Below are 20,673 nucleotides of genomic sequence, written 5' to 3'. Positions count from 1 at the left end.
CATCGATGAAGCCAGTCGCACCCCGTCGGATCAAAATTCGCCATCTGCTGCTGGTCGTGGTCATCGCCATCGGCGCCTTTCTGTTGCTGATGCCGACCAAGGTCCAGCCACTGGCCTGGACCCCGCCGCCGGCGCCTTCGCTGAAGAGCGGCCTGTACGCCGAGAACCAGAAGCTCAAGGGCCTGCAGGCGGTGGGCGCGCTGGATATCGACGGGCCGGAAGCCCTGCTGCTGGAGAACGGCTCGCTGATCAGCGGCCTGCATGATGGGCGGGTGATCCGCACCGCCCTGGACGGCAGCGCCCTGCAGGTACTGGCTAATACTGGCGGGCGTCCCCTGGGCCTGGCCCGCCACCCGGATGGCCGGCTGATCATCGCCGACGCGGTCAAGGGCCTGCTGGCGCTGGACGCCAAGGGCCAGTTGAGCACCCTCACTACTTCCGCCAATGGCCTGTCCTTCGGCTTTACCGACGACGTGGCGGTGGACGCCGCCGGGCGTTATGCCTACTTCAGCGACGCCACCAGCCGCTGGGGCTACGGCCAGGACGGCGAGGCAGTGATCGAGCACGGCGGCGACGGGCGCCTGCTGCGCTACGACTTCCAGAGTGGCCAGACCGAACAGTTGCTGGATGGCCTGGAATTCGCCAACGGTATCGCCCTCGGGCCCCAGGAGTCCTATGTGCTGGTCAACGAAACCGGCGCCTACCGGATCAGCCGCTACTGGCTCAGCGGTGCCAAGGCCGGCACCCGCGACCTGTTCATCGACAACCTGCCGGGGCTGCCGGACAACCTCAGTTTCAACGGCCAGGGGCGTTTCTGGGTGGCGCTCTACGCCCCGCGCAACGTCCTGCTCGACGGCACCGCGCCCTATCCGCGGGTGCGCAAGATGATCGTGCGCGCCATGAGCCTGCTGCCCAAACCGGTGGAAAAACGCGGCTTCGTCCTCGGCCTGGATACCCAGGGCCAGGTCATCGCCAACCTGCAGGACGCCAGCGCCGGCAACTACGCGCCCATCACCACGGTGCGCGAATACGGCGACGCCCTGTACTTCGGCTCGCTCAAGGCCACGCACATGGCGCGCCTGCCGCTGAGCGTCGCCCTGGCGAAGGCGCCCTGATGTGGTAGCGGCCTGGGCCCGACCAGATCGGGTCCTGAGCCACAGCCCGGACACCGGCCTGGCCGCCAATCGAATCTGATCTAAGCTGTCCCGCGCGGCGTCGTCACAGGCGCCCACCAAGGAAAGACAAACAATCGAATCCGATTGATGCCCATCACATTGAGAGTGGACCCACCCATGAAAATCAAAATCCTCCTGGCTTCCCTGCTGCTCACTTCATCCCTGTCGGCGCTGGCCGCATGCCCGGTGTTCGGACCGTCCGAGGATCCCTGCGCAGGCCCGGTATTCGGCCCGAGCACCTGCGAGTGCCCTTGAGGCAGGCAGGCGCTGAAACAGGCGCGCCCACTCCTGGGCGCGTCTCGCCAAGCGTGAAGGTCGATACAGGGGAGTGAATGGGCAAACAGCGGAAAGAGCAGCCAATGCTCTGGATTGCGTAGGACCTGGCGAGACGCCCGAAACCTCGGGACATCTCGCTCAGGACAGGGTCGGGGTCAGAAGCGGGCAGTCAGCTTCTCGGAGATCTCATCCTTGATCAGCAGCCGCTTTTCCTTGAGCCGTTTCAACTCCTCATCAGCGGCCGCCGCGGCCTCCGCTTTGAGCACCTGATCATCAATGCTGGAGTATTTATCGAACAAGGCATTCAGGTGCGGGTCACTGGCCCGACGCTGTTGAATGTCTTCTTTGCTGTAGCTCAGGTCCTGGTACAGGTCATGGGGCACCGGCATGAAACACCTCCGTTTGTTGATCGGTAGCAAGCGCACTTACAGGCGCTTGCCAGTTACCAGAATGACCTCGACCACCGCTGTCTGTCGACCGCCAATCGGACCACAGCAATGACCGTTCGTCGCCTTCAGCGGCATTTCCCGTGACCCACCGCCCGCCTCGCAATCCGCCATGACCGAAGCCCCGCTGAGGGTGCCGCGATTCATCCCAGCGCCTGGGCCAGAAACGGCGCGGTGCGGCTCTTGCGGTGCCTGGCCACCTGCTGCGGGGTACCGCTGACTACCACTTTGCCGCCCTGGTCGCCGGCGCCCGGGCCGATATCGATCACCCAGTCAGCCTGGGCCACCACGCGCATTTCGTGCTCGACCACCACCACGCTGTGACCGGCCCGCACCAGGTTGTCCAGTTGCTCCAGCAGGCGATCGACATCCCGCGGATGCAAGCCGGTGGTCGGTTCGTCCAGCACATACAGGGTTGCACCGCGGGGGTTGCGCTGCAGTTCGGTGGCCAGCTTGATCCGCTGCGCTTCGCCGCCGGACAGCTCGGTGGCCGGCTGGCCAAGGCGCAGATAACCCAGGCCGATATCGCGCAAGACCTCCAGGGAACGGCGGATGCCCGCTTGCTCGGCGAACACCTCGACCGCCTCCTGCACCGTCAGTTGCAGGACCTGGGCGATGTTCAGGCCCTGCCACTGGATAGCCAGGGTCTGCGGGTTGTAGCGCGCGCCGTGGCAGGTCGGGCACGGCGCATAGACGCTGGGCATGAACAGCAGCTCGACGCTGACAAAACCTTCGCCTTCGCAGGCCGGGCAGCGGCCCTTGGCGACGTTGAAGGAGAACTGCCCGGCGTCGTAACCCAGTGCCCGCGCCTCGGGGGTGGCGGCGAACAGCTTGCGCACGTGGTCGAACAGCCCGGTGTAGGTCGCCAGGTTCGAGCGCGGGGTGCGGCCGATGGGTTTCTGGTCCACCTGCACCAGGCGCTTGATCCGTTCCAGCCCGGCGGTGACTTCGCCGCTGCTGGCCTGCGGGGCGTCGTCTTCCAGGTTCAGCTCTTCCGGCTCTTCGTTACCCTGCGGCCGCCCGAGGTGCGCGCCCACCAGCTCCAGCAACGCCTGGCTGACCAGGCTCGACTTGCCGGAACCCGACACCCCGGTCACCGCGGTGAAGCAGCCGAGGGGGAATTCGGCGCTCAGGTCCTTCAGGTTGTTGCGGCTGATGCCCTCCAGGCGCAACCAGCCCTGGGCCTCGCGCGCGGTGCGGCGGGCCGGCGCCTGCTCGGCGAACAGGTAGGCGCGGGTCTGCGACTGCGCGACCTCGGCCAGCCCCGCTGGCGGGCCGCTGTACAGCACCTGGCCGCCCTGCTCGCCCGCCGCCGGGCCGACATCGATCAGCCAGTCGGCGCGGCGCATGGTCTGCAGGTCGTGCTCGACCACGAACAGCGAATTGCCCGAAGCCTTGAGCTGCTGCAAAGCCTCGAACAGCGCCTCGGCGTCCGCCGGGTGCAGGCCCGCCGAAGGCTCGTCGAGCACGTAGATCACCCCGAACAGTTGCGAACCCAGCTGGGTCGCCAGGCGCAGACGCTGCAACTCGCCGGACGACAGGGTCGGCGTGCTGCGCTCCAAGGCCAGGTACCCCAGGCCCAGGCCGGTCAGGGTGCTGACCCGCTCCAGCAGGTCCTGGGCGATGCGTTGCGCGGCCAGGCGTTTTTCCAGGGACAGGTTCGGCGTATGCCGCACATCCGGCCCCCCGACATGCCCCGGCGCGCCCTGGGCGATCCGTTGTTGACGCGCGGCCTGGGTCTGCTCGTGGCTCCAGACCTCGCCGGCCTCCTCGGCCTGTTCCAGGTAAGCCTGGGCGGCCACCGGCTTGAGCACCTCGGCCAGTTGCAGCAGGGGCATCTGCGACAGCTCGCCGATGTCGAGGCCGGCGAAGGTCACCGACAGCGCCTCGCGCTTCAGGCGCTTGCCCTCGCACAGCGGGCACGGGCTGCCGAGCATGAACTGCGACACGCGCTTTTTCATCAGCGCGCTTTGCGAATGGGTGAAGGTGTGCAGCACGTAGCGCCGGGCCCCGCTGAAGGTGCCCATGTAGCTCGGCTCCTGTTTGCGCTTGAGGGCCTCGCGGGTCTGCTCCGGGGTCAGCCCGGCGTACACCGGCACGGTCGGGGTTTCTTCGGTGAACAGGATCCAGTCGCGCTGCTCTTTAGGCAGGTCGCGCCAGGGGATATCGACGTCGTAGCCCAGGGTCACAAGGATGTCGCGCTGGTTCTGCCCCTGCCAGGCCAGCGGCCAGGAGGCCACCGCGCGCTGGCGGATGGTCAGCGAAGGGTCCGGCACCATCGACGCCTCGCTGACCTCGTAGACCCGGCCCAGGCCATGGCAGTTGGGACAGGCGCCCTGCGGGGTGTTGGGCGAGAAGTCTTCGGCGTAGAGCATCGGCTGCCCCGGCGGGTAGCTGCCGGCCCGGGAATAGAGCATGCGGATCAGGCTGGACAAGGTGGTGACGCTGCCCACCGAAGAGCGGGTGCTCGGCGTGCCGCGTTGCTGTTGCAGGGCCACCGCCGGCGGCAGGCCTTCGATGGCATCGACATCCGGCACCCCGACCTGATCGATCAGGCGCCGGGCGTAAGGCGCCACCGATTCGAAATAGCGGCGCTGGGCCTCGGCGTACAGGGTCGAGAACGCCAGGGACGATTTGCCGGAGCCGGAAACCCCGGTGAACACCACCAGCGCATCGCGGGGAATATCCACGTCGACGTTGCGCAGGTTGTGTTCGCGGGCGCCGCGCACCCTGACAAAACCCGAGCTGTGCGCTGGCAAGGAAGACAAAACCTGGGGCGAAGGCATGTTGCGCGCTGAAGTCATGGGCCAGCCTTGTATCGGAGGTGTCGGGACGAGATTTCAAGTCAGAGAGCCCCTCGGCGCCAGCACCGGCGACAGGCAGCCACCCGACCGAGTTGCAGGGTGCATGGGCTCGGAGTTTTGAGCAACCGTGGATCTCGAAGGTTCAGCGGACTTTTTGCTTGAGAGGCTTACAGTCTCACGCCTCCAGCACCGACCTGACCATGGCGGTCAGGGCGTCCGGGCTGTAGGGCTTGCTCAGCAGGTGGGTGTCCGGGCTGAGCTGGTGATTGCAGGAAATGATGTCGCGGGTATGCCCCGAGGTGAACAGCACCGCCACGGCCGGCGACTGGGTCTTGGCCCAGAGCGCCAGGTCGGTGCTTTTGATCAGGCCGGGCATCACCACATCGGTGAAGATCAACTCGACATGGACGCCGTTCAGCAACAGTTGCATGGCCGCATCGCCATTGGCCGCCACCAGCACCTTGTAGCCGGCGTGCTCCAGCAGCTCGACCGCCGCCGCGCGGACGTCCTCGTTATCCTCCACCACCAGGATGGTTTCCTGGCCATGGCAAGGCCGCTGCCCACGCCGGGGCGCCGCGCCCGGTTCCTGCTCGGTACTGCGGACAAAATACATGCGCACCGTGGTGCCCTGCCCCGGCGTGCTGAGCATCTCGATATGGCCGCCGCTCTGCTTGACGAAACCGAACACCATGCTCAGCCCCAGCCCGGTGCCCAGGCCATCGCGCTTGGTGGTGAAGAACGGCTCGAACGCCTGCTTGAGCACCTCGGGCGGCATGCCATCGCCGGTATCGGCCACCGACAGGCACAGGTAGTCGCCGGCGGTGATGCCCTTGCCGGCACAGAAATCGCTGTCGAGCACCACATTTTCGCCACGGATGCCGATGGTGCCCTCGCCCTTCATGGCATCGCGGGCGTTGATCGCCAGGTTGAGCAAGGCATTTTCCAGCTGGCCGCGATCGACCTTGATGCACCAGGGGTTCGCAGGCAACTGCACGTCGATATCGATGGTCTCGCCGAGGGCCCGTTGCAGCAGCTCACCCAGGCTGTCGGGGATTCGGCACGGATTGTAGACCTCGGGCGACAGCGGCTGGCGCCGGGCGAACGCGAGCAGTTGCGCGGACAGCTTGGCGCCGCGCTCGACCGCGGTAATGGCCGCGCCGACCCGGCGCTGCACATTGGCATTGTCCGGCTCATGGCGCGCCAGCAGGTGCAGGTTGCCGGCGATCACTTGCAGCAGGTTGTTGAAGTCGTGGGCCACGCCACCGGTCATGCCGCCAATGGCCTCGAGCTTCTGCGACTGGCGCAGCTGCTCCTCGGCCGAGACCCGCGCGTTGACCTCCTCGGCCACCCGCTGCTCGAGATTGCGCGTCAGTTGCAGCAGCGACTCTTCGGCCATCTTGCGTTCGTGGATATCGATCAGCACGCCGGGAAAGCGCAGGGCCTGTCCCGCGGCGTCGAACTCGCAACGGCCGCAGCCCATGACCCACAGGTAACTGCCGTCCGCCCGGCGGATGCGGTATTCGGCGTTGTAGGGCACGCCCTTTTGCACGCTGTAGGCCGCCTGTTCCTTGATCCGCGCCAGGTCCTCGGGGTGCACCCGGCTGTCGGCGACCGCCATCGACAGGTCGTCCAGCGGCTGCTCCAGCGGGTAGGAAAAGGTCCGGGCAAAACGCTCGTCGCCCGACAACCGGTCGGCCTTGATGTCCCAGACAAAGGACCCCAGCAGCGCCCCGGCATTGAGCGCCAGTTGCACCCGCTCGTTTTCCGCGCGGTAGGCGCTCTCGACTTCCTGGCGGCGTTGCTCGGACAGTACATGGGCAGTGGTCTCGACCACGATCGCCATGACCCCGGCCGGCGCCTGGTCGTCACCGGCCACCGGACTGTAGTAGAGGTCCATCCAGACATGTTCCGGCTGGCCGTTGCGCAGCAGCACCAGCTCCTTGTTGCGGTACGACAGGGTCCCGCCCGCCAGGCAGGTGTCCAGCACATGGCGGTTGAAATCCGCCACCTCCGGCCAGCCCTGCTCCACCTGGCAGCCGAGCAGGTACGGATGCCGGCCACCGGCGAATTCGGCGTAGGCATCGTTGTAGATCATGTAGCCCGAACGGCCCCAGAGCATGACCAGCGGCACCGGCGAGGCCAGCAGCAGTTGCACCGCGCTGCACAGGCTCGATGACCAGCGGTCCAGCGCCCCCAGCTCGGTGACAGACCAGTCGAACGCCTGGATGCGTGCGGCCATCTCGCCTTTCCAGCCCTGGCAACCATGAGGATCTGATAAGAACGGCATGACGAACTCTACGAAAAACATGACAAGCATGGGTTTTCAAGAGGTTGCGACGCGGCAGCCTCCAGAGCCTTTGAGCACCGTGCGTGCGGATGGTTTCACTATTTTCAGCCCCAGGGCCGAATCACCGCTGCCGCTGGTCGGTCGCCCTGCCCGCGAGTGCACCCAGCACGCGCCGGACAGGATTGAACAAACAGCATAGGCGTTGGCGCAAGGTCCAGGCGGACGCTCGCAAACGTCGCCTGGCACAGGGCGGATTGCCCGCCCTGCGGACCTCAGTCGGTGCCGTATTTCGGCGAGCGTGGACCGTACAACAGGCCCGCGTGTTGCCCGGCCGACAGCAGGCGCTGGCTGGTGATGCCGGCGATCGGGTGACCGGCATCGGTGGAGGTGTTGATGATCTGCTTCACCGCGGCGGTGATCAGCATGCCCACCAGGCCACCGCCGTTGTTATTGTTGCCCTCTTCGCTGGAGGCCCGGGCAGTGCCGGTCCACAACGTGGTGCCGGTCTTCAGGTCGACCAGGGTGGCACTGGCGGTGACCACGGTGGCGCTGCTGATCAGCATGTAGCTGGTTCCGTATTCCTTGACGGTGATATACAGCCCGGCATCGGCGCCGAAGATCTCGTTGAGCTTGGCCGGCGACAGGCCATGGATATCCGCCGGGTTGGTCAGGCCGTTGTGGCGGAAAGTTTCGTCCACCACCGCGATCGGCATCACGTAATAACCGGCTTCGGCCAGGGGGAAGGTCACCTGGGACAGCATGCTGTAGGTGGCCTTGACGTCCGGCGACTCGTTGAGCGGCGGCAGCACCAGGATCGACTTCGGCCGGGCCTGCTTGTAGGCCGAGTAGTCCACGGTCTTGGGCGTGGCGCAGCCCACCAGCAGGCTGACGGCCAACAGGCCCATCAGGTTGCGCAAGGTGCAGAGGTTCATTGGCCGGCTCCCTTCTTGGCGTTTTTCAGCAGAAAGTCCATGTACGGCGCGGACTCGGGGAACAGCGCCTTCTCGGTATTGAACTGCTGCACCATCTGGTCGTCCTTGCCCAGGCCCGCATAGAGCATGCCCAGATGCGCGTGGTAACCCGGCGGCACCGCCTTGCCGGTGGACTTGATCTTCTGCAGGTCGCGCTCCAGCGCTTCGACCTGGGCCTCCTTGGCCTCCTCGCCCTTGAAGTACTCGTAGGTCTGGGCCTGGTAGGTTTCCCACTGGTAAAGCGTCTTCGGCCCGCTGCAACCGGCCAGCAATACGCTGCCCAGCAACATGGCGGCCATCAGCGGCCGGGCCATCTTGGTGTTGAACATGCTCTTCTCCCTGTCAGCGGTATTGATCAGCGGCCGGGTTTCCAGGCACCGGCGTCAATCGCCTCGACCATGCGGTTGACGGCCTCGCGCATGGCCAGGTCGAGGACCTTGCCGTTGAGGGTCGAGTCGTAGGAAGCGGTGCCGCCGAAGCCGATCACCTCGCGGTTGGACAGGGCATACTCGCCGGCGCCCTGGGTCGAATACACCACTTCGGAAGTGCTGATGTTGACGATGTTCAACGCCACCTTGGCGTAGGCCACCTGGGTCTTGCCGCGGCCGAGAATGCCGAACAGCTGGTGGTCGCCGGTTTCCTTGCGGCCGAACTCGGTGACATCGCCGGTCACCACGAAGTCCGCGCCCTTGAGCTTCTGCGCCTGGCCCTTGATTGCCGCTTCCTGCTGGATCTCGCCCATGTTGTCGCGATCCAGCACGTTGAAGCGGTTGGTCTGCTGCAGGTGGGTAATCAGGATGGTCTTGGCCTGGCCGCCGAGGCGGTCGACGCCGTCGGAGAAGATCCCGCGCATGTAGCTGGAGCGGTTATCGAACTTGCCTACCGCCATCGGTACCCGAGCACCGGTCCACACCTGATTGGCGCTCTGGACCTTCTCCACCGGCAACGCCCGGGAGCTTTCCGTGGCACAACCGCTCATGCCCGCCAGTACGGCCAACGCTACGCCCGACATCACCAACTTCGAGATCAGTCTCACTCTGGGTTCCTTTTGAGTATTCATAAAAAGTGCCTGCGCCCTGCCACAGCCTTGCGAAACACGGCTTCTGCGGGTTCGGAAATAGCAGTCAGGGCATGCTGAAACGTGACGCAGGAGGCGTCGGCGACGGCGATTATGCCAAAGTGCCATCATTGCGAAAAGAAATAAAAATCCTGCCGTCAGTCGATTGACTGCCGGACGCTCCAGGCTTGCCCGCGATGGCTGCGACGCCGGTCGCAGCCTGCGGCAGCGTGACCGGCTCAGCGGAAATCGCGGCTGCGGATGGTGATGCCGCTCAGCAGGTCGCTGAGGTCGCTCAGGCGGCCGGCGATCAGGTGGCGGACCTCGCCTTCGGTTTCCAGGGTGCCGTCGACCTTGAGCAACTGCGCGCCGACCAGGACCTTGCGCTGGCGTTCGGCCAGGTCGCGCCAGACCACCACGTTGACGTTGCCGAACTCGTCTTCCAGGGTGACGAAGGTCACGCCGCTGGCGGTGCCCGGCCGCTGGCGTCCGGTGACCAGCCCGGCGATGCTCACCGGACGCCCGTGCTCGACCTCCAGCAGCTCGCGGGAACTGCGGCAGCGCCGGGCCTTGAGCTCGTCCCGCAGCAAGGCCAGCGGATGGGGCCCGAGGGTGGTGCCGACGCTCAGGTAATCGGCCTGCAGATCTTCGCCGACCGTCGGTCGCGGCAAGGCCACGGGCGTTTCCTCCTGGCGCGGCAGGCCGGCGAACAGGCCGAGCTGTTGCTGCACCCCCGCCACTTCCCAGCGCGCCCGATGCCGGTGCCCGGCCAGCCCACGCAGGGCGCCGGCATCGGCCAGCAGTTCCTGGGCGCGGCTGTCCAGGCGCGCCCGTTGCCCGAGGTCGGCGATATCGACAAAGGGCGCGTACTGGCGTGCTGCCTCGATGCGCCGCGCGTCGTCTTCGCGAAAGCCCTTGATCATCCGCAGCCCCAGGCGCAACGCCGGCTGCGCGCCGGCCAGCGGTTCCAGGCTGCAATCCCAGGCGCTGGCGCGCACGTCCACCGGACGAATCGCCAGATGGTGCCGGCGCGCGTCCTGGAGGATCTGGTCGGGGCTGTAGAAGCCCATGGGCCAGCTGTTGATCAGGGCACAGGCGAAGGCCGCCGGCTCATGGCACTTGAGCCAGCAGCTGGCATAGGTCAGCAAGGCGAAACTGGCGGCGTGGGACTCGGGAAAACCGTAGCTGCCGAAGCCCTTGATCTGCTCGAAGATCTGCGCGGCGAATTCGTCGCTGTAGCCATTGGCGCGCATGCCGTCGCGCAGGCGCAGGCGGTGGGGCTCCAGGCCGCCGTGGCGTTTCCAGGCGGCCATGGAGCGGCGCAACTGGTCGGCCTCGCCGGGGGTGTAGTCGGCGGCGACAATGGCGATCTGCATCACCTGCTCCTGGAACAGCGGCACGCCCAGGGTCCGCTGCAGCACCTCTTTCAGTTCCTCGGAGGGATAGGTCACCTCCTCCTTCTTGTCCCGCCGACGCAAGTACGGATGCACCATCCCGCCCTGGATCGGCCCCGGCCGGACAATGGCCACCTCGATCACCAGGTCGTAGAAATCCTTTGGCTTGAGCCGGGGCAGCATCGACATCTGCGCCCGCGACTCGATCTGGAACACGCCGATGGTGTCGGCGCGGCCGATCATTTCGTAGGTGGCCGGGTCCTCGGCGGGGATGCTGGCCAGGCTTAGCCGCTGGTCCCGATAGCCATGGATCAGGTCGAAACAGCGGCGAATCGCACTGAGCATGCCCAGCGCCAGCACATCCACCTTGAGCAGCCCGACCGCGTCCAGGTCGTCCTTGTCCCACTGGATGATGGTGCGCTCGGCCATGGCCGCGTTTTCCACCGGCACCAGGGTGTCCAGCGGCTGTTCGGAAATCACGAAGCCACCGGGGTGCTGGGACAGGTGCCGGGGAAAGCCGATCAGTTGCCCGGTCAGGCTCAGGACCCGGCGCAGCACCGGGCTGTCCGGGTCGAAACCGGCCTCCAGCAGGCGCTCGACGGCCGGCGGCGTATCGCTCCAATGCCCGCAGCAATCGGCCAGGGCGTTGACCTGGTCCGGCGGCAGGCCCAGGGCCTTGGCCACATCGCGCACCGCGCCGGCGCCATGGTAGGTGCTGACCACCGCGGTCAGCGCGGCGCGATGGCGGCCGTAACGCTGGAACACGTACTGCAGGACTTCTTCGCGGCGCTCGTGCTCGAAGTCCACGTCGATATCCGGTGGCTCGTTGCGCTCGCGGGAGAGAAAACGCTCGAACAACAGGGTCGAGCGGTCCGGGTCGATCTCGGTGATGCCCAGGGCGAAACACACCACCGAGTTGGCCGCCGAGCCCCGGCCCTGGCAGAGGATCGACTGGCCGCGGGCAAAACTGACGATGTCGTGCACCGTGAGGAAATAGCTCTCGTAACCCAGCTCGGCGATCAGTTCCAGCTCAGCGTCGATCTGCTTGAGCACCTTGGGCTTGGCGCCCCCGGGCCAGCGCTTGACGATGCCGCGCTCGGTCAGCTCGCGCAGCCAGCTGGTGGGCGTCTGCCCTTGCGGTACCAGCTCCCGGGGGTACTGGTAATGCAGTTGCCCGAGGTCGAAATGGCAGCGCTCGGCGATCTTCAGCGACTCTTCCAGCAGGGCCGGCGGATAAAGGCTGCGCAACGCCTCGAGACTGCGCAAATGCCGCTCGCCATTGGGGTGCAGGCGCTGGCCGGCCTCGGCCACCCGCACGTGATGGCGGATCGCGGTCATGGTGTCCTGCAAGGCCCGGCGCCCGCGCACATGCATATGCACATCGCCGCAGGCCACGGCGGCAATGCCCAGCTCCCGAGACAGCGTCAGCAATTCACCCAGGCGCCGCTGGTCGTCCTGGCCGCAATGCAGCTCCACGGCCAGCCACAGCCGGTCGGCGAACACCTGCTGCAACCAGCGCCCCGCTTCTTGCTGTTCACCCTGTGGTTGAGCGTCCGCCAGCCACAGGGCCAGCAGCCCCGGCAAGGGCTGCTCGAAGTCTTCCCGCAACAGCTGGTACTGGCCCTTCTGCGCCCGGCGTCGGGCGCGGGTAATCAGCCGGCACAGGCCCTGGTAGCCCTCCAGGTTCTCCGCCAGCAGCACCAGCCTGGGGCCGTCGTCGAGGCGCATTTCGCTGCCGACGATCAGCGGCAGGTTGCAGTCCTTCGAGGCCTGCCAGGCCCGGACGATGCCGGCCAGGCTGCACTCGTCGGTAATCGCCAGGGCCTGGTAGCCCTGGGCCGCCGCCCGCTCGAACAGCTCGCGGGCACTGGAGGCACCGCGCTGGAAACTGAAGTTCGACAGGCAGTGCAGTTCGGCGTAGCCCTTCATGCGAACCAGCCCTGCAACAGCAAGGGCCCCGCCTCGCCCACCGGGCGATAGGCCCAGCCCTGCTGGCCGCCGCGGGTTTCGATCAGGTAATAGTCACGGCGCACGTCGCCGCCGTCCCACCAGCCGGACTCGATGCGCTCCGGCCCCATGAGGATCCGCGCCGCCCCCTCCGGCAGCACCTGCGGCTCGCGCAACAGCCAGCCCGGGCGCCGCGGTCCGGGCAGCAGCGGGCAGGCCTGGCTGTCGCCGACCGGTTGCCAGCTGCATTCGGGACGGTGGTCAGCGTGGAAACGCAAGCCATGCACCGCCTCGTCTCCCAGGCGGGCGCGCAGGCGTTCGCGCAACTGCTCCCAGGGCAGGGATTGCTGCGGGCGCTCGTCGAACAGCTCGCGGTGCTGCGGCACGAAGCGCGGCAAATCCTCGGCCACCAGGCGCACGCCACGCACCGGCGCGGGCACCTGGACCTGCTCCAGGCGCCCGCGCGCCAGTTCGAACAGCATCGCCGGCTCGCGTTCGGCACTGAGCAGGCCGACCTTGATCAGGCTGTCGGGCAGCTCGACATGCTCCAGGTGCAGGTCGAAGCGCTGCACCCCGCTGTCACGGCCACAGAGAAACGCCGCCAGATCGCTGGTCAAGCGGCGCAGGGGAAACAGCAGAGCCTGGTGGGACAGCACGTCGAAATTCAATTCGATGCGCAGATCGAAACGGTCTGGCGGCTGATAGAACGCCAACGCCAGGGAACGCTCGCCCAACAGAGTATCCAGGTGCTTGAGCAGGCCCGCGTCGAAACGTCGGGCCAGGGTGTCCCGGGGCAGCTCGCGCACCTGGGCGAAGGTGCGCAGGCCCATGCGCGACAGGGCCGTGGCCGCGCCCGGCAGCAAGCCAAGACGCTCCACGGGCATGCGCCCCAGGGCCTGGCGCAATTGCTCCAGGTCGGTCACCGCCAGCCCGTCGTAGGCATTGGCCAGCACCCGGGCCGCCGCCGGATTCGGCGCGCTGACGATGCGGTGGCGAAAACCCAGCGCGTTCAGCTCCTGGCGCAGGCGCGCCTCCAGCTGTGGCCAGGGGCCGAACAGGCCCAGGCTCGACTCGATCTCGAACACCAGGGTGCGCGGATAATGAAGGCTGACCTGGGAACTGAAACGGTAGGCCCAGGCCGCGAGAAACTGCTGCCAATGGGCGATTTCGTCGGCGTCGTATTCGGCGCTGGCGAAGTTCTTGCTCAGGGCCTGGGCGGCGGTCAACGACTGCCCGGGCCGCAACCCCAGCTCGCGGGCGGCGGCATTCACCGCCTGGATCACCCGGCGCTGCGGCGTCCCGCTGAGCAGCGCCAACGCGGCGTCCGGCTCGGGGCGCTGGCGCAGTGCCGCGTCCAGCGCCAATTGCGGGAACAGAATACAGACCCAGCGCATGGCAACCTCAGTGCCCCGGGGCGAAGGCGATCGGCGCCGCATGGGCCAGGCCGCCGCGGCACTTGAGTATCCGCAGCTGCGCCGGCCGGGCCTCCACGGCAAGGCGCAGGGCCGCCGGCGAGGGGTTGATGGCTTCCTTGAGGGGACGGTAGGCAAAGGCCAGGGTCTGGCCGGTTTCGGCCGCCACCTGCAACCGCCGCAAGGCGCGGTCGTCGGCCTGTTGCGGCCAGCACAGCACAGCCCCGCAACTGCCCGAGCGCAGGCACTGCTCGGCGGCCCACAGGGCGTCCCGTTCGCCGGCCTGGATCACCGCCAGCTGGCGCAGGTCGACCCCGGCGTTCTGCCAGGCCTGGGGGTACGGCACATGGGGCGGCGCCACCAGCACGATGCGCTCGCCGGCGGCCGAGAGCCGGGCCAGGGTCGGCCACAGCAGTTGCAGCTCGCCGACGCCCTGGGCGGCGATAAGGATTTCCGTCAGCGCCGCTTCAGGCCAGCCGCCGCTGGGCAAGGCCGCGTCCAGCATGGCGTGGCCGGTGGGCTGCGGGCTGGCGGCGGGCGCCGTCGGGCGGCCCTTCCACACCCGGCCGGCATTGAACAGCGTCTCCAGTGCCACGACGGCGCCCATCAGCCTTGCCTCACCAGGCCACAGAACACCCCTTCGATGGCCAGGTCCCGGTCTTCGCCGATCAGGATCGGGGCATAGGCCGGGTTGCGCGGCAGCAGGCGCACGCCATCGGCCAGGCGTTCGAAACGCTTGATGGTGACTTCGCCATCCAGCCGCGCCACCACGATCTGGCCGTTGCGCACCTCGCTGTCGCGGCGCACCGCCACCAGGTCGCCGTCGAGGATGCCGTCCTCGATCATCGAGTCGCCCTGGACCCGCAGCAGGTAATCGGGGGTACGGGAAAACAGCGCCGGGTCGAGCAGCAAGCGGTTGTGCACCTCGGCATCGGCGCCGATCGGCAGGCCGGCGGCGACCCGGCCGAGCACCGGGATCTCCAGCCACTCGGGGCGCGGCGGCTGGTTGAGCAGGCGGATGCCTCGGGCCTGATGGGGGTTGACCTCGATGAAGCCGGCCTCGGTCAGGGCCACGACATGCTTGCGCGCCACGCTGCGCGAGGCGAAGCTGAAGGCCTCGCTGATTTCAGCGAGGCTCGGGGGCTGGCCATGTTCGGCGATGCGCTCGCGGATAAAGGTCAGGATGGCACTGCGGCGGGGAGATAAAGTAGTCATGGAGTACATTTGTACTCCTCCCGGGTTTTCCTGACAAGAACCGCCAGTCAGCCCAGGCCACGGCTCGCCAGGAACGCGCTGATGTAATCGATGAACGCCAGCACCTTGGCCGTGGCCCGCCGGTGGCTGGGGTAGACCGCGAGGATGTGCGGCCCGAAGCAGTCCGGGTCGATGGCGTAGTCGGCCATCACCCGCACCAGGCGACCGTCGGCCAGGTAAGGCGCGGCGCTCCACAACGGGGTGTGCAACAGCCCGCGCCCGGCCAGGGCATTGGCCAGCAACAGGTCGTAATTGTCGCTGCGCAGCCGCGGCGCCCGGGGTTGCGGCAGGCTCAGGCGCTGCCCGTCCCGTTCGACCCACCAGAACTCGCGGCTGAGCAAGGGATGGCGATAGAGCAGCCATTCGTGTTCATCCAGGGTCTGCGGCGTCACCGCCACGCCCTTGCGCGCCAGGTAGGCCGGGCTGGCGCACAAGGCCAGGCAATTGCTGCCGACCACCCGCGCAATCAGCCCCGGCAGGTCGTCATGGCCTTCGCGCAGGGCCAGGTCGTAGCCGCTTTCCAGCAGGTTGACGAACTCGTCGCACAGGTCCACCTGCAGGTCGATCTGCGGATACTGCTCGAGGAAACCGCCACACACCTGGTCGAGAAAGGCCTGCCCATAGGCCAGCGGCGCGGTGATCTTCAGGTTGCCGCGCAGGCCATGCTGCAACTGCTCGATTTCCTCGCCGGCCTCCTCCAGCCGCTGCAGGACCTGGCGCGCGGTTTCCAGGTAGAGCCGCCCCACTTCCGTCAGCAGGATCCGTCGGGTGCTGCGCTCGAACAGACGCGCGCCCAGCTCGACTTCCAGGTGATTGACCGCCTTGGTCAGGGCCGAGGGGGTCTTGCCCAATTGCTCGGCGGCGCGGCTGAAACTGCCGAGCTGCGCGGTGACCACGAACATCTTTAATGCACCCAACTTGTCCATGCTTTTTCCATTCAGGCAAAAACGTTTTTCGTCAGCGAGGCGTTCTGTCGGCTCTGGCAAGCCACTAATCTGGCCATCAGACGCAATAACAAGGAAATACTCAATGAAAAGGTTCATCCCGAATCTGCTGACGATTGCAGTGAGTTTTGCCTCAATGGAAGCCATGGCCGCCACCGACCTGGTGCTGTTCAACGGCCAGGTGTTCACCGCCGATCGCGCCCAGCCCAAGGTCCAGGCCCTGGCGGTGGCCGACGGCAAGGTGCTGCAAGTGGGCAGCGACGCGCAGATCAAGGCCCTGATCGAAACCGGCACCCGGGTCATCGATCTGGGCGGCAAGACCCTGATGCCCGGCCTGATCGACAGCCATTCCCACGCGATCTTCGGCGGCCTGGAAATGACCTCGGCCAATATGCAGGACCAGGTGGTCAGCCTCGACGAACTGGAGCGGAAACTGCGCGCCTGGCGCGACGACGGCAAGGCCCGGCATGGTGATGTCCTCAGCATCGCCGGCATGAGCTCGGCCTACTGGGCCCAGGCCGAAGCCCTGGGCCAGCGCTTCAACGCCGGCGAGTGGGCCAGGGTGCCCGTGGTGTTCACCGGCAGCGATCACCATACCGCCTGGGCCAATGACGCAATGCTGGAGCGCGCCGGCATCGACGCCGCCCTGCTCAAGAGCCTGCCAGAGGCCGAGCGCGACACCATAGGCCAGCTCGCCGACGGCCGCCCCAATGGCTTCCTGGTGGACGCCGGCTGGGACCGGGTCGCGGCGAAAATGCCGGTGCCCAGCAACGCCGCCCTGCTCAACGCGGCGCAATCGGCGGTGCGCTACAACAACAGCCTGGGCATCACCGCCTGGATGGACCCGGCGGCCAACGCCGCCCCCGGCGAGGCGGTGTTCGCCCTCAAGCCCACGGCCCAGACGGTTGGTGTGCTGCCGGCCTACAAGGCGCTCGCCGAAAGCGGCGGCATGAGCGCCCATGTCGCCGCGCTGCTGGTGGCCAACCCGAAAAGCCGCCCTGCCGACCTCGACGTGCTGGAGCAGGTGCGCCAGCAATTCCAGGGCATCCCCAACCTGACCCTGCCCGGCGTCAAGATTTTCGCCGACGGGGTGATCGAGTACCCGGCCCAGAGCGCGGCGATGATCGATCCCTACAGCAACTCGCGCAAACAGGGCGAACTGCTGATCGATCCCGAGCATTTCGGCGAACTGGTCAGCGCCATCGACCAGCGCGGCTGGCGGGTGCACATCCACGCCATCGGCGACCGCGCGGTGCGCGAATCCCTCAATGGCATTGCCCAGGCGCGCCAGGACCGCCAGAGCGGCATCGCCCACTCCATCACCCACCTGCAGATGGTCAACCCGAAGGAGTTCACTCGCTTCAAGCCGTTGGGGGTCATCGCCTCGATGCAACTGCTGTGGGCCTCGGCCGACGACTACACCCTGGACATGATCAAGCCGTATGTCAGCGCCCTGGCCTTCCGTTACCAGTACCCGGCGCACTCGCTGCTCAAGCAGGGCGCGACCCTCGCCGGGGCCAGCGACTGGCCGGTGTCCTCGCCCAACCCGTGGAACGCCATCGCCCAGGCCATCACCCGCAAGGGGCCGCTGGGGGTGCTCAACGCCGACGAGCGCCTGGACCGCGAGACCATGTTCTACGCCTACACCCTCAACGCCGCCCGCGCCATCGGCCTGGAGCAACGGATCGGCTCGCTGAGCGCCGGCAAACAGGCCGACTTCATCGTGCTGGACCGCGACGTGTTCCGTGTCGACGAAAAGGCCCTGCATGAAACCCAGGTGCTGCAGACCTGGTTCGCCGGCCGCGAAGTCTACGCCCGGCCTCTCTAGCCCGATCCCCCCAGATCGATCCCTCTAGAAAAACAGCTCCACTGCCCGCCCCCGCGTCCTTGCACACGTGGGGCCGGCGCAGCCTTGCCTGAAATCCGCCCCTAACAATCACAACAACACGGGACGCCCCTATGAAGACCCTCAGCCTGTTCGCCATCGGCGCCTTGAGCCTGCTGCCCCTGGGCAGCCAGGCCCTGCCCCTGAACGATGACTTTGCCGTGGAACTGGAACTGACCCTGGCCAGCGACTACCGCACCCGCGGCATTTCCCAGACCCAGAACGACCCCGCCGCACAGGCCGCCGCGACCCTGCTGCACAGCAGCGGCCTGTACCTGGGTGCGTGGACCTCCAACGTCGATTTCGGCGGCGGCCTGAAGACCCGCCAGGAAGTCGACTACTACGCCGGCTGGCTGTGGCAGGCCAGCGACGCGATCAGCCTCGACCTGGGCTACCTCAAGTACAGCTACCCCAGGGAAGGGCAATTCAACCAGAGCGAGGTCTACGGGATTTTCAGTGCCTATGGGGTCAGCCTGGCCGCCTATTACTCCAGCGACGCCGCGGGCATCGACAGCCAGCAAAACACCCTGTATCGCTACGTGGGCTACGAGACCGAGCTGCCCCTGGGCCTGGGGCTGAAGCTGCGTTACGGCGAGATGGACTTCAAGGACCCACGGTTGATCTCGGCCTCGGGCCAGGGCGAGGATACCTACCACGAATGGGAGGCCAGATCGACCCGCGAGGTGGCAGGCGTGGTGCTGGGCCTGAGCTATATCGATACCGACCTGTCGAAAAGCCAGTGCACCAGCAACTACGGGTTCAGCGACCTGTGTGGCGCGACCTGGGTCGCCAGTGCCAGGAAGACTTTCTGAATCCGGCGGGCGCGGCTCGACGTGATTCGGGTAACGGCCCGCGCCCTTTCGACATTTTTTTGACCAATGACCCTCTACAGTCAGCAGTGCCACTGCTGGTGCCTGTATCTCTACCCGGAGGAACGAACTGAAATGGTCTTGGGCAAAGGACTGCGATTCGCGTCAATCACATCGACCCGCCTGGTACTGCTGTTTTCCCTGGCCCTGGTGGCGCTCTACAACTTTGCCACCTGGCGCGCGCTGGGCCACCTGATCAGCCTGCAGGGCCTGCACAAGCTGGCATTCTTCGCCTCCTTCGGGCTGTTCCTGTGGGCCGCCATCACCCTGCTGCTGACCCTGGTGTCCTTCCGCTGGACCCTGAAACCGGCACTGAGCCTGGTGGCCCTGACCTCGGCCGCCGCCGCGTATTTCATGAACCAGTACGGCATCACCATCGACACGGTGATGGTGCAGAACGTGTTCGAGACCAACCCGGGCGAAGCCGCCGCGCTGTTCAACCTCAAGCTGCTGGGCTATCTGCTGGTGCTGGGCGCGTTGCCGGTGGTGCTGATCTGGCGCACCCCGGTGCGCTACCGGCCGTTCTTTCGCGGCCTGCTGAACAAGCTATTGGTGATTGCCGCCTGCGTGCTGGTGATCGCGGTCTCGGTCGGCACCTTTTATTCCACCTACGCGCCGATCTTTCGCGAAGAAGACAAGCTGACCCACTTCATCAACCCGACCAACTACCTCTACGCCCTCGGCAAATACGCCAAGCAGAGCCTGGGGATCAAGCAACACCTGGTGATCCAGCCAATCGGCCAGGACGCGGCGATGAGCGCCCAGGCCAGCGCCCGGGAGAAGAAGTCGCTGATGATCCTGGTGGTCGGCGAAACCGCCCGCGCCGACCACTTCTCCCTCAACGGCTACGCCCGCGACACCAACCCGGAGCTGGCCAGGCTGGACATCCTCAACTTCACCCAGGTGCATTCCTGCGGCACCTCGACCGCGGTCTCGGTGCCGTGCATGTTCTCGATGTTTCCCCGCGAGGACTACAGCGACAAGAAGGGCAAGACCTACGAAGGCCTGCTGGATGTGCTGCAACGGGCCGGCGTGCAGGTGCTGTGGCTGGACAACAACAGCGACTGCAAGGGCACCTGCCTGCGGGTGCCGAACCGCGACATTCCCAAGACCCAGCCGAGCCCCTTCTGCGACGGCAAGAACTGCCTGGACGAGGCCCTGCTGGTGGACCTGCAGCAGTACATCGATGGCCTCGGCGACAACGCGATCATCGTCCTGCACGCCGACGGCAGCCATGGCCCGGAGTACTACGACCGCTATCCGAAGAACCTGGAGCGCTTCACCCCGATCTGCCACACCAACCAGCTGGGCAGTTGCAGCAGCGAGGAACTGGTGAACGTCTATGACAACACCATCCTCTACACCGACCACTTCCTGGCCCGGGTCATCGAGCTGCTCAAGCACAACCAGGAACGCTTCGACACCTCGATGCTGTACGTCTCCGACCATGGCGAGTCCCTCGGCGAAAACGGCCTGTACCTGCACGCCGCGCCCTACGCCCTGGCGCCGCAGGCGCAGACCCATGTGCCGATGCTGATGTGGTTCGGCCAGCAGGCCCTGGCCGACCTGGGCATCCAGCGCGACTGCCTGCAAGGCAAGCGCGGCGAGCCGGACCTGAGCCACGACAACCTGTTCCACTCGGTGCTCGGGCTGTTCGAGGTCAAGACCAGCCTGTACCAGCCGCGGCTGGACATCTTCCATTCCTGCCGGCCGAACATGACCGCGGCGCACTAGCGCCGCCGGTACAGCCTCGCCTCTGTAGGAGCGAGCGGGCGGCGATCCGACTTGCCCGCGATGGGAACGACGCGGTTTGCCTGGCGCATCGCGTCATCGTTCATCGCACGCAAGCTGTGCTCCTACATGAAGAAGGTCGCGCACGATCCGTAGGAGCGAGGCTTGCCCGCGAAGGCCGCGACGCGGAATTTCTGATCCACCGCGTCATCGTTCATCGC

16 protein-coding genes are annotated in these 20,673 nt (G+C 66.6%); 5 read left to right on the top strand and 11 right to left on the bottom strand.

The annotated features are described in order from the left end of the window. Positions 1-5: 5 nt before the first annotated feature. Positions 6-1,115, top strand: a complete 1,110-nt coding sequence (locus PVZ78_RS04310) for an SMP-30/gluconolactonase/LRE family protein (RefSeq protein WP_273828269.1) — start codon at positions 6-8, stop codon at positions 1,113-1,115. A gap of 177 nt (positions 1,116-1,292) precedes the next feature. Then, on the top strand, positions 1,293-1,430 hold the full coding sequence (locus PVZ78_RS04305) for a PA0050 family protein (protein WP_007932359.1): 138 nt from the start codon (positions 1,293-1,295) through the stop codon (positions 1,428-1,430). 176 nt (positions 1,431-1,606) lie between these two features. Here the strand turns inward: PVZ78_RS04305 and PVZ78_RS04300 are convergent, their stop codons facing one another. The 11 genes from PVZ78_RS04300 to PVZ78_RS04250 form a co-directional block, all read right to left on the bottom strand. Beyond that, entirely contained in the window at positions 1,607-1,840 is a 234-nt protein-coding gene (locus PVZ78_RS04300) for a DUF465 domain-containing protein (protein ID WP_007932361.1), read from the bottom strand. A gap of 200 nt (positions 1,841-2,040) precedes the next feature. Further along, a complete protein-coding gene (locus tag PVZ78_RS04295) occupies positions 2,041-4,701 on the bottom strand; it encodes an excinuclease ABC subunit UvrA (protein WP_009049698.1) in 2,661 nt (886 codons plus the stop codon). Positions 4,702-4,876: 175 nt separating this feature from the next. Further along, the gene (locus tag PVZ78_RS04290; RefSeq protein ID WP_124345104.1) at positions 4,877-6,988 is read right to left on the bottom strand and encodes a hybrid sensor histidine kinase/response regulator; all 2,112 of its coding nucleotides are present in this window, start codon (positions 6,986-6,988) and stop codon (positions 4,877-4,879) included. 272 nt (positions 6,989-7,260) lie between these two features. Further along, entirely contained in the window at positions 7,261-7,920 is a 660-nt protein-coding gene (locus PVZ78_RS04285) for a DUF799 domain-containing protein (protein ID WP_016705380.1), read from the bottom strand. Beyond that, the gene (locus PVZ78_RS04280) at positions 7,917-8,288 is read right to left on the bottom strand and encodes a DUF4810 domain-containing protein (protein ID WP_009049701.1); all 372 of its coding nucleotides are present in this window, start codon (positions 8,286-8,288) and stop codon (positions 7,917-7,919) included. Before PVZ78_RS04280 ends, PVZ78_RS04285 begins: the two co-directional genes overlap by 4 nt. A 26-nt stretch (positions 8,289-8,314) precedes the next feature. Next, positions 8,315-8,971, bottom strand: a complete 657-nt coding sequence (locus PVZ78_RS04275; RefSeq protein ID WP_232539790.1) for a CsgG/HfaB family protein — start codon at positions 8,969-8,971, stop codon at positions 8,315-8,317. 284 nt (positions 8,972-9,255) lie between these two features. Beyond that, entirely contained in the window at positions 9,256-12,339 is a 3,084-nt protein-coding gene (locus PVZ78_RS04270; protein WP_273828268.1) for an error-prone DNA polymerase, read from the bottom strand. Then, positions 12,336-13,751: a Y-family DNA polymerase gene (locus tag PVZ78_RS04265; RefSeq protein ID WP_273828267.1), complete on the bottom strand. Its 1,416-nt coding sequence runs from the start codon at positions 13,749-13,751 to the stop codon at positions 12,336-12,338. The genes PVZ78_RS04270 and PVZ78_RS04265 overlap by 4 nt, the downstream gene beginning before the upstream one ends. 7 nt (positions 13,752-13,758) lie before the next feature. Then, complete coding sequence (gene imuA / locus PVZ78_RS04260; protein ID WP_028682850.1) at positions 13,759-14,376, bottom strand: translesion DNA synthesis-associated protein ImuA; 618 nt, start codon at positions 14,374-14,376, stop codon at positions 13,759-13,761. Continuing rightward, complete coding sequence (lexA, locus tag PVZ78_RS04255; RefSeq protein WP_273828266.1) at positions 14,376-14,993, bottom strand: transcriptional repressor LexA; 618 nt, start codon at positions 14,991-14,993, stop codon at positions 14,376-14,378. Before lexA ends, imuA begins: the two co-directional genes overlap by 1 nt. A gap of 38 nt (positions 14,994-15,031) precedes the next feature. Further along, positions 15,032-15,949 carry a LysR family transcriptional regulator gene (locus PVZ78_RS04250; RefSeq protein WP_025804523.1) on the bottom strand — a complete coding sequence of 306 codons (918 nt, stop codon included), beginning with the start codon at positions 15,947-15,949 and terminating at the stop codon, positions 15,032-15,034. A gap of 103 nt (positions 15,950-16,052) precedes the next feature. On the opposite strand from PVZ78_RS04250, the gene PVZ78_RS04245 reads away from it, so the two are divergent. The 3 genes from PVZ78_RS04245 (at position 16,053) to PVZ78_RS04235 (ending at position 20,455) form a co-directional block, all read left to right on the top strand. Next, positions 16,053-17,795, top strand: coding sequence for an amidohydrolase (locus PVZ78_RS04245; RefSeq protein WP_273828265.1), 1,743 nt, complete (start codon positions 16,053-16,055; stop codon positions 17,793-17,795). Positions 17,796-17,926: 131 nt separating this feature from the next. Then, positions 17,927-18,664 carry a TorF family putative porin gene (locus PVZ78_RS04240; RefSeq protein WP_273828264.1) on the top strand — a complete coding sequence of 246 codons (738 nt, stop codon included), beginning with the start codon at positions 17,927-17,929 and terminating at the stop codon, positions 18,662-18,664. A 132-nt stretch (positions 18,665-18,796) separates the two neighbouring features. Further along, a complete protein-coding gene (locus tag PVZ78_RS04235; protein WP_038633556.1) occupies positions 18,797-20,455 on the top strand; it encodes a phosphoethanolamine transferase in 1,659 nt (552 codons plus the stop codon). Positions 20,456-20,673: the final 218 nt, after the last annotated feature.

Origin of the sequence: Pseudomonas sp. SBT1-2, assembly GCF_028640875.1 — a bacterium.
GTDB classification, from domain to species: domain Bacteria; phylum Pseudomonadota; class Gammaproteobacteria; order Pseudomonadales; family Pseudomonadaceae; genus Aquipseudomonas; species Aquipseudomonas chlororaphis_I.
The sequence above is the reverse complement of the archived record's forward strand: the minus strand, read 5'-3'. Positions and strand labels throughout refer to the sequence as shown.

Excerpts from the sequence above, each read along its gene's own strand:
- PVZ78_RS04310 (WP_273828269.1), top strand. The coding sequence starts at position 6 with ATGAAGCCAGTCGCACCCCGTCGGATCAAAATTCGCCATCTGCTGCTG.
- PVZ78_RS04305 (WP_007932359.1), top strand. The coding sequence starts at position 1,293 with ATGAAAATCAAAATCCTCCTGGCTTCCCTGCTGCTCACTTCATCCCTG.
- PVZ78_RS04300 (WP_007932361.1), bottom strand. The coding sequence starts at position 1,840 with ATGCCGGTGCCCCATGACCTGTACCAGGACCTGAGCTACAGCAAAGAA.
- PVZ78_RS04295 (WP_009049698.1), bottom strand. The coding sequence starts at position 4,701 with ATGACTTCAGCGCGCAACATGCCTTCGCCCCAGGTTTTGTCTTCCTTG.
- PVZ78_RS04290 (WP_124345104.1), bottom strand. The coding sequence starts at position 6,988 with ATGCCGTTCTTATCAGATCCTCATGGTTGCCAGGGCTGGAAAGGCGAG.
- PVZ78_RS04285 (WP_016705380.1), bottom strand. The coding sequence starts at position 7,920 with ATGAACCTCTGCACCTTGCGCAACCTGATGGGCCTGTTGGCCGTCAGC.
- PVZ78_RS04280 (WP_009049701.1), bottom strand. The coding sequence starts at position 8,288 with ATGTTCAACACCAAGATGGCCCGGCCGCTGATGGCCGCCATGTTGCTG.
- PVZ78_RS04275 (WP_232539790.1), bottom strand. The coding sequence starts at position 8,971 with ATGTCGGGCGTAGCGTTGGCCGTACTGGCGGGCATGAGCGGTTGTGCC.
- PVZ78_RS04270 (WP_273828268.1), bottom strand. The coding sequence starts at position 12,339 with ATGAAGGGCTACGCCGAACTGCACTGCCTGTCGAACTTCAGTTTCCAG.
- PVZ78_RS04265 (WP_273828267.1), bottom strand. The coding sequence starts at position 13,751 with ATGCGCTGGGTCTGTATTCTGTTCCCGCAATTGGCGCTGGACGCGGCA.
- imuA (WP_028682850.1), bottom strand. The coding sequence starts at position 14,376 with ATGGGCGCCGTCGTGGCACTGGAGACGCTGTTCAATGCCGGCCGGGTG.
- lexA (WP_273828266.1), bottom strand. The coding sequence starts at position 14,993 with ATGTACTCCATGACTACTTTATCTCCCCGCCGCAGTGCCATCCTGACC.
- PVZ78_RS04250 (WP_025804523.1), bottom strand. The coding sequence starts at position 15,949 with ATGGACAAGTTGGGTGCATTAAAGATGTTCGTGGTCACCGCGCAGCTC.
- PVZ78_RS04245 (WP_273828265.1), top strand. The coding sequence starts at position 16,053 with ATGAAAAGGTTCATCCCGAATCTGCTGACGATTGCAGTGAGTTTTGCC.
- PVZ78_RS04240 (WP_273828264.1), top strand. The coding sequence starts at position 17,927 with ATGAAGACCCTCAGCCTGTTCGCCATCGGCGCCTTGAGCCTGCTGCCC.
- PVZ78_RS04235 (WP_038633556.1), top strand. The coding sequence starts at position 18,797 with ATGGTCTTGGGCAAAGGACTGCGATTCGCGTCAATCACATCGACCCGC.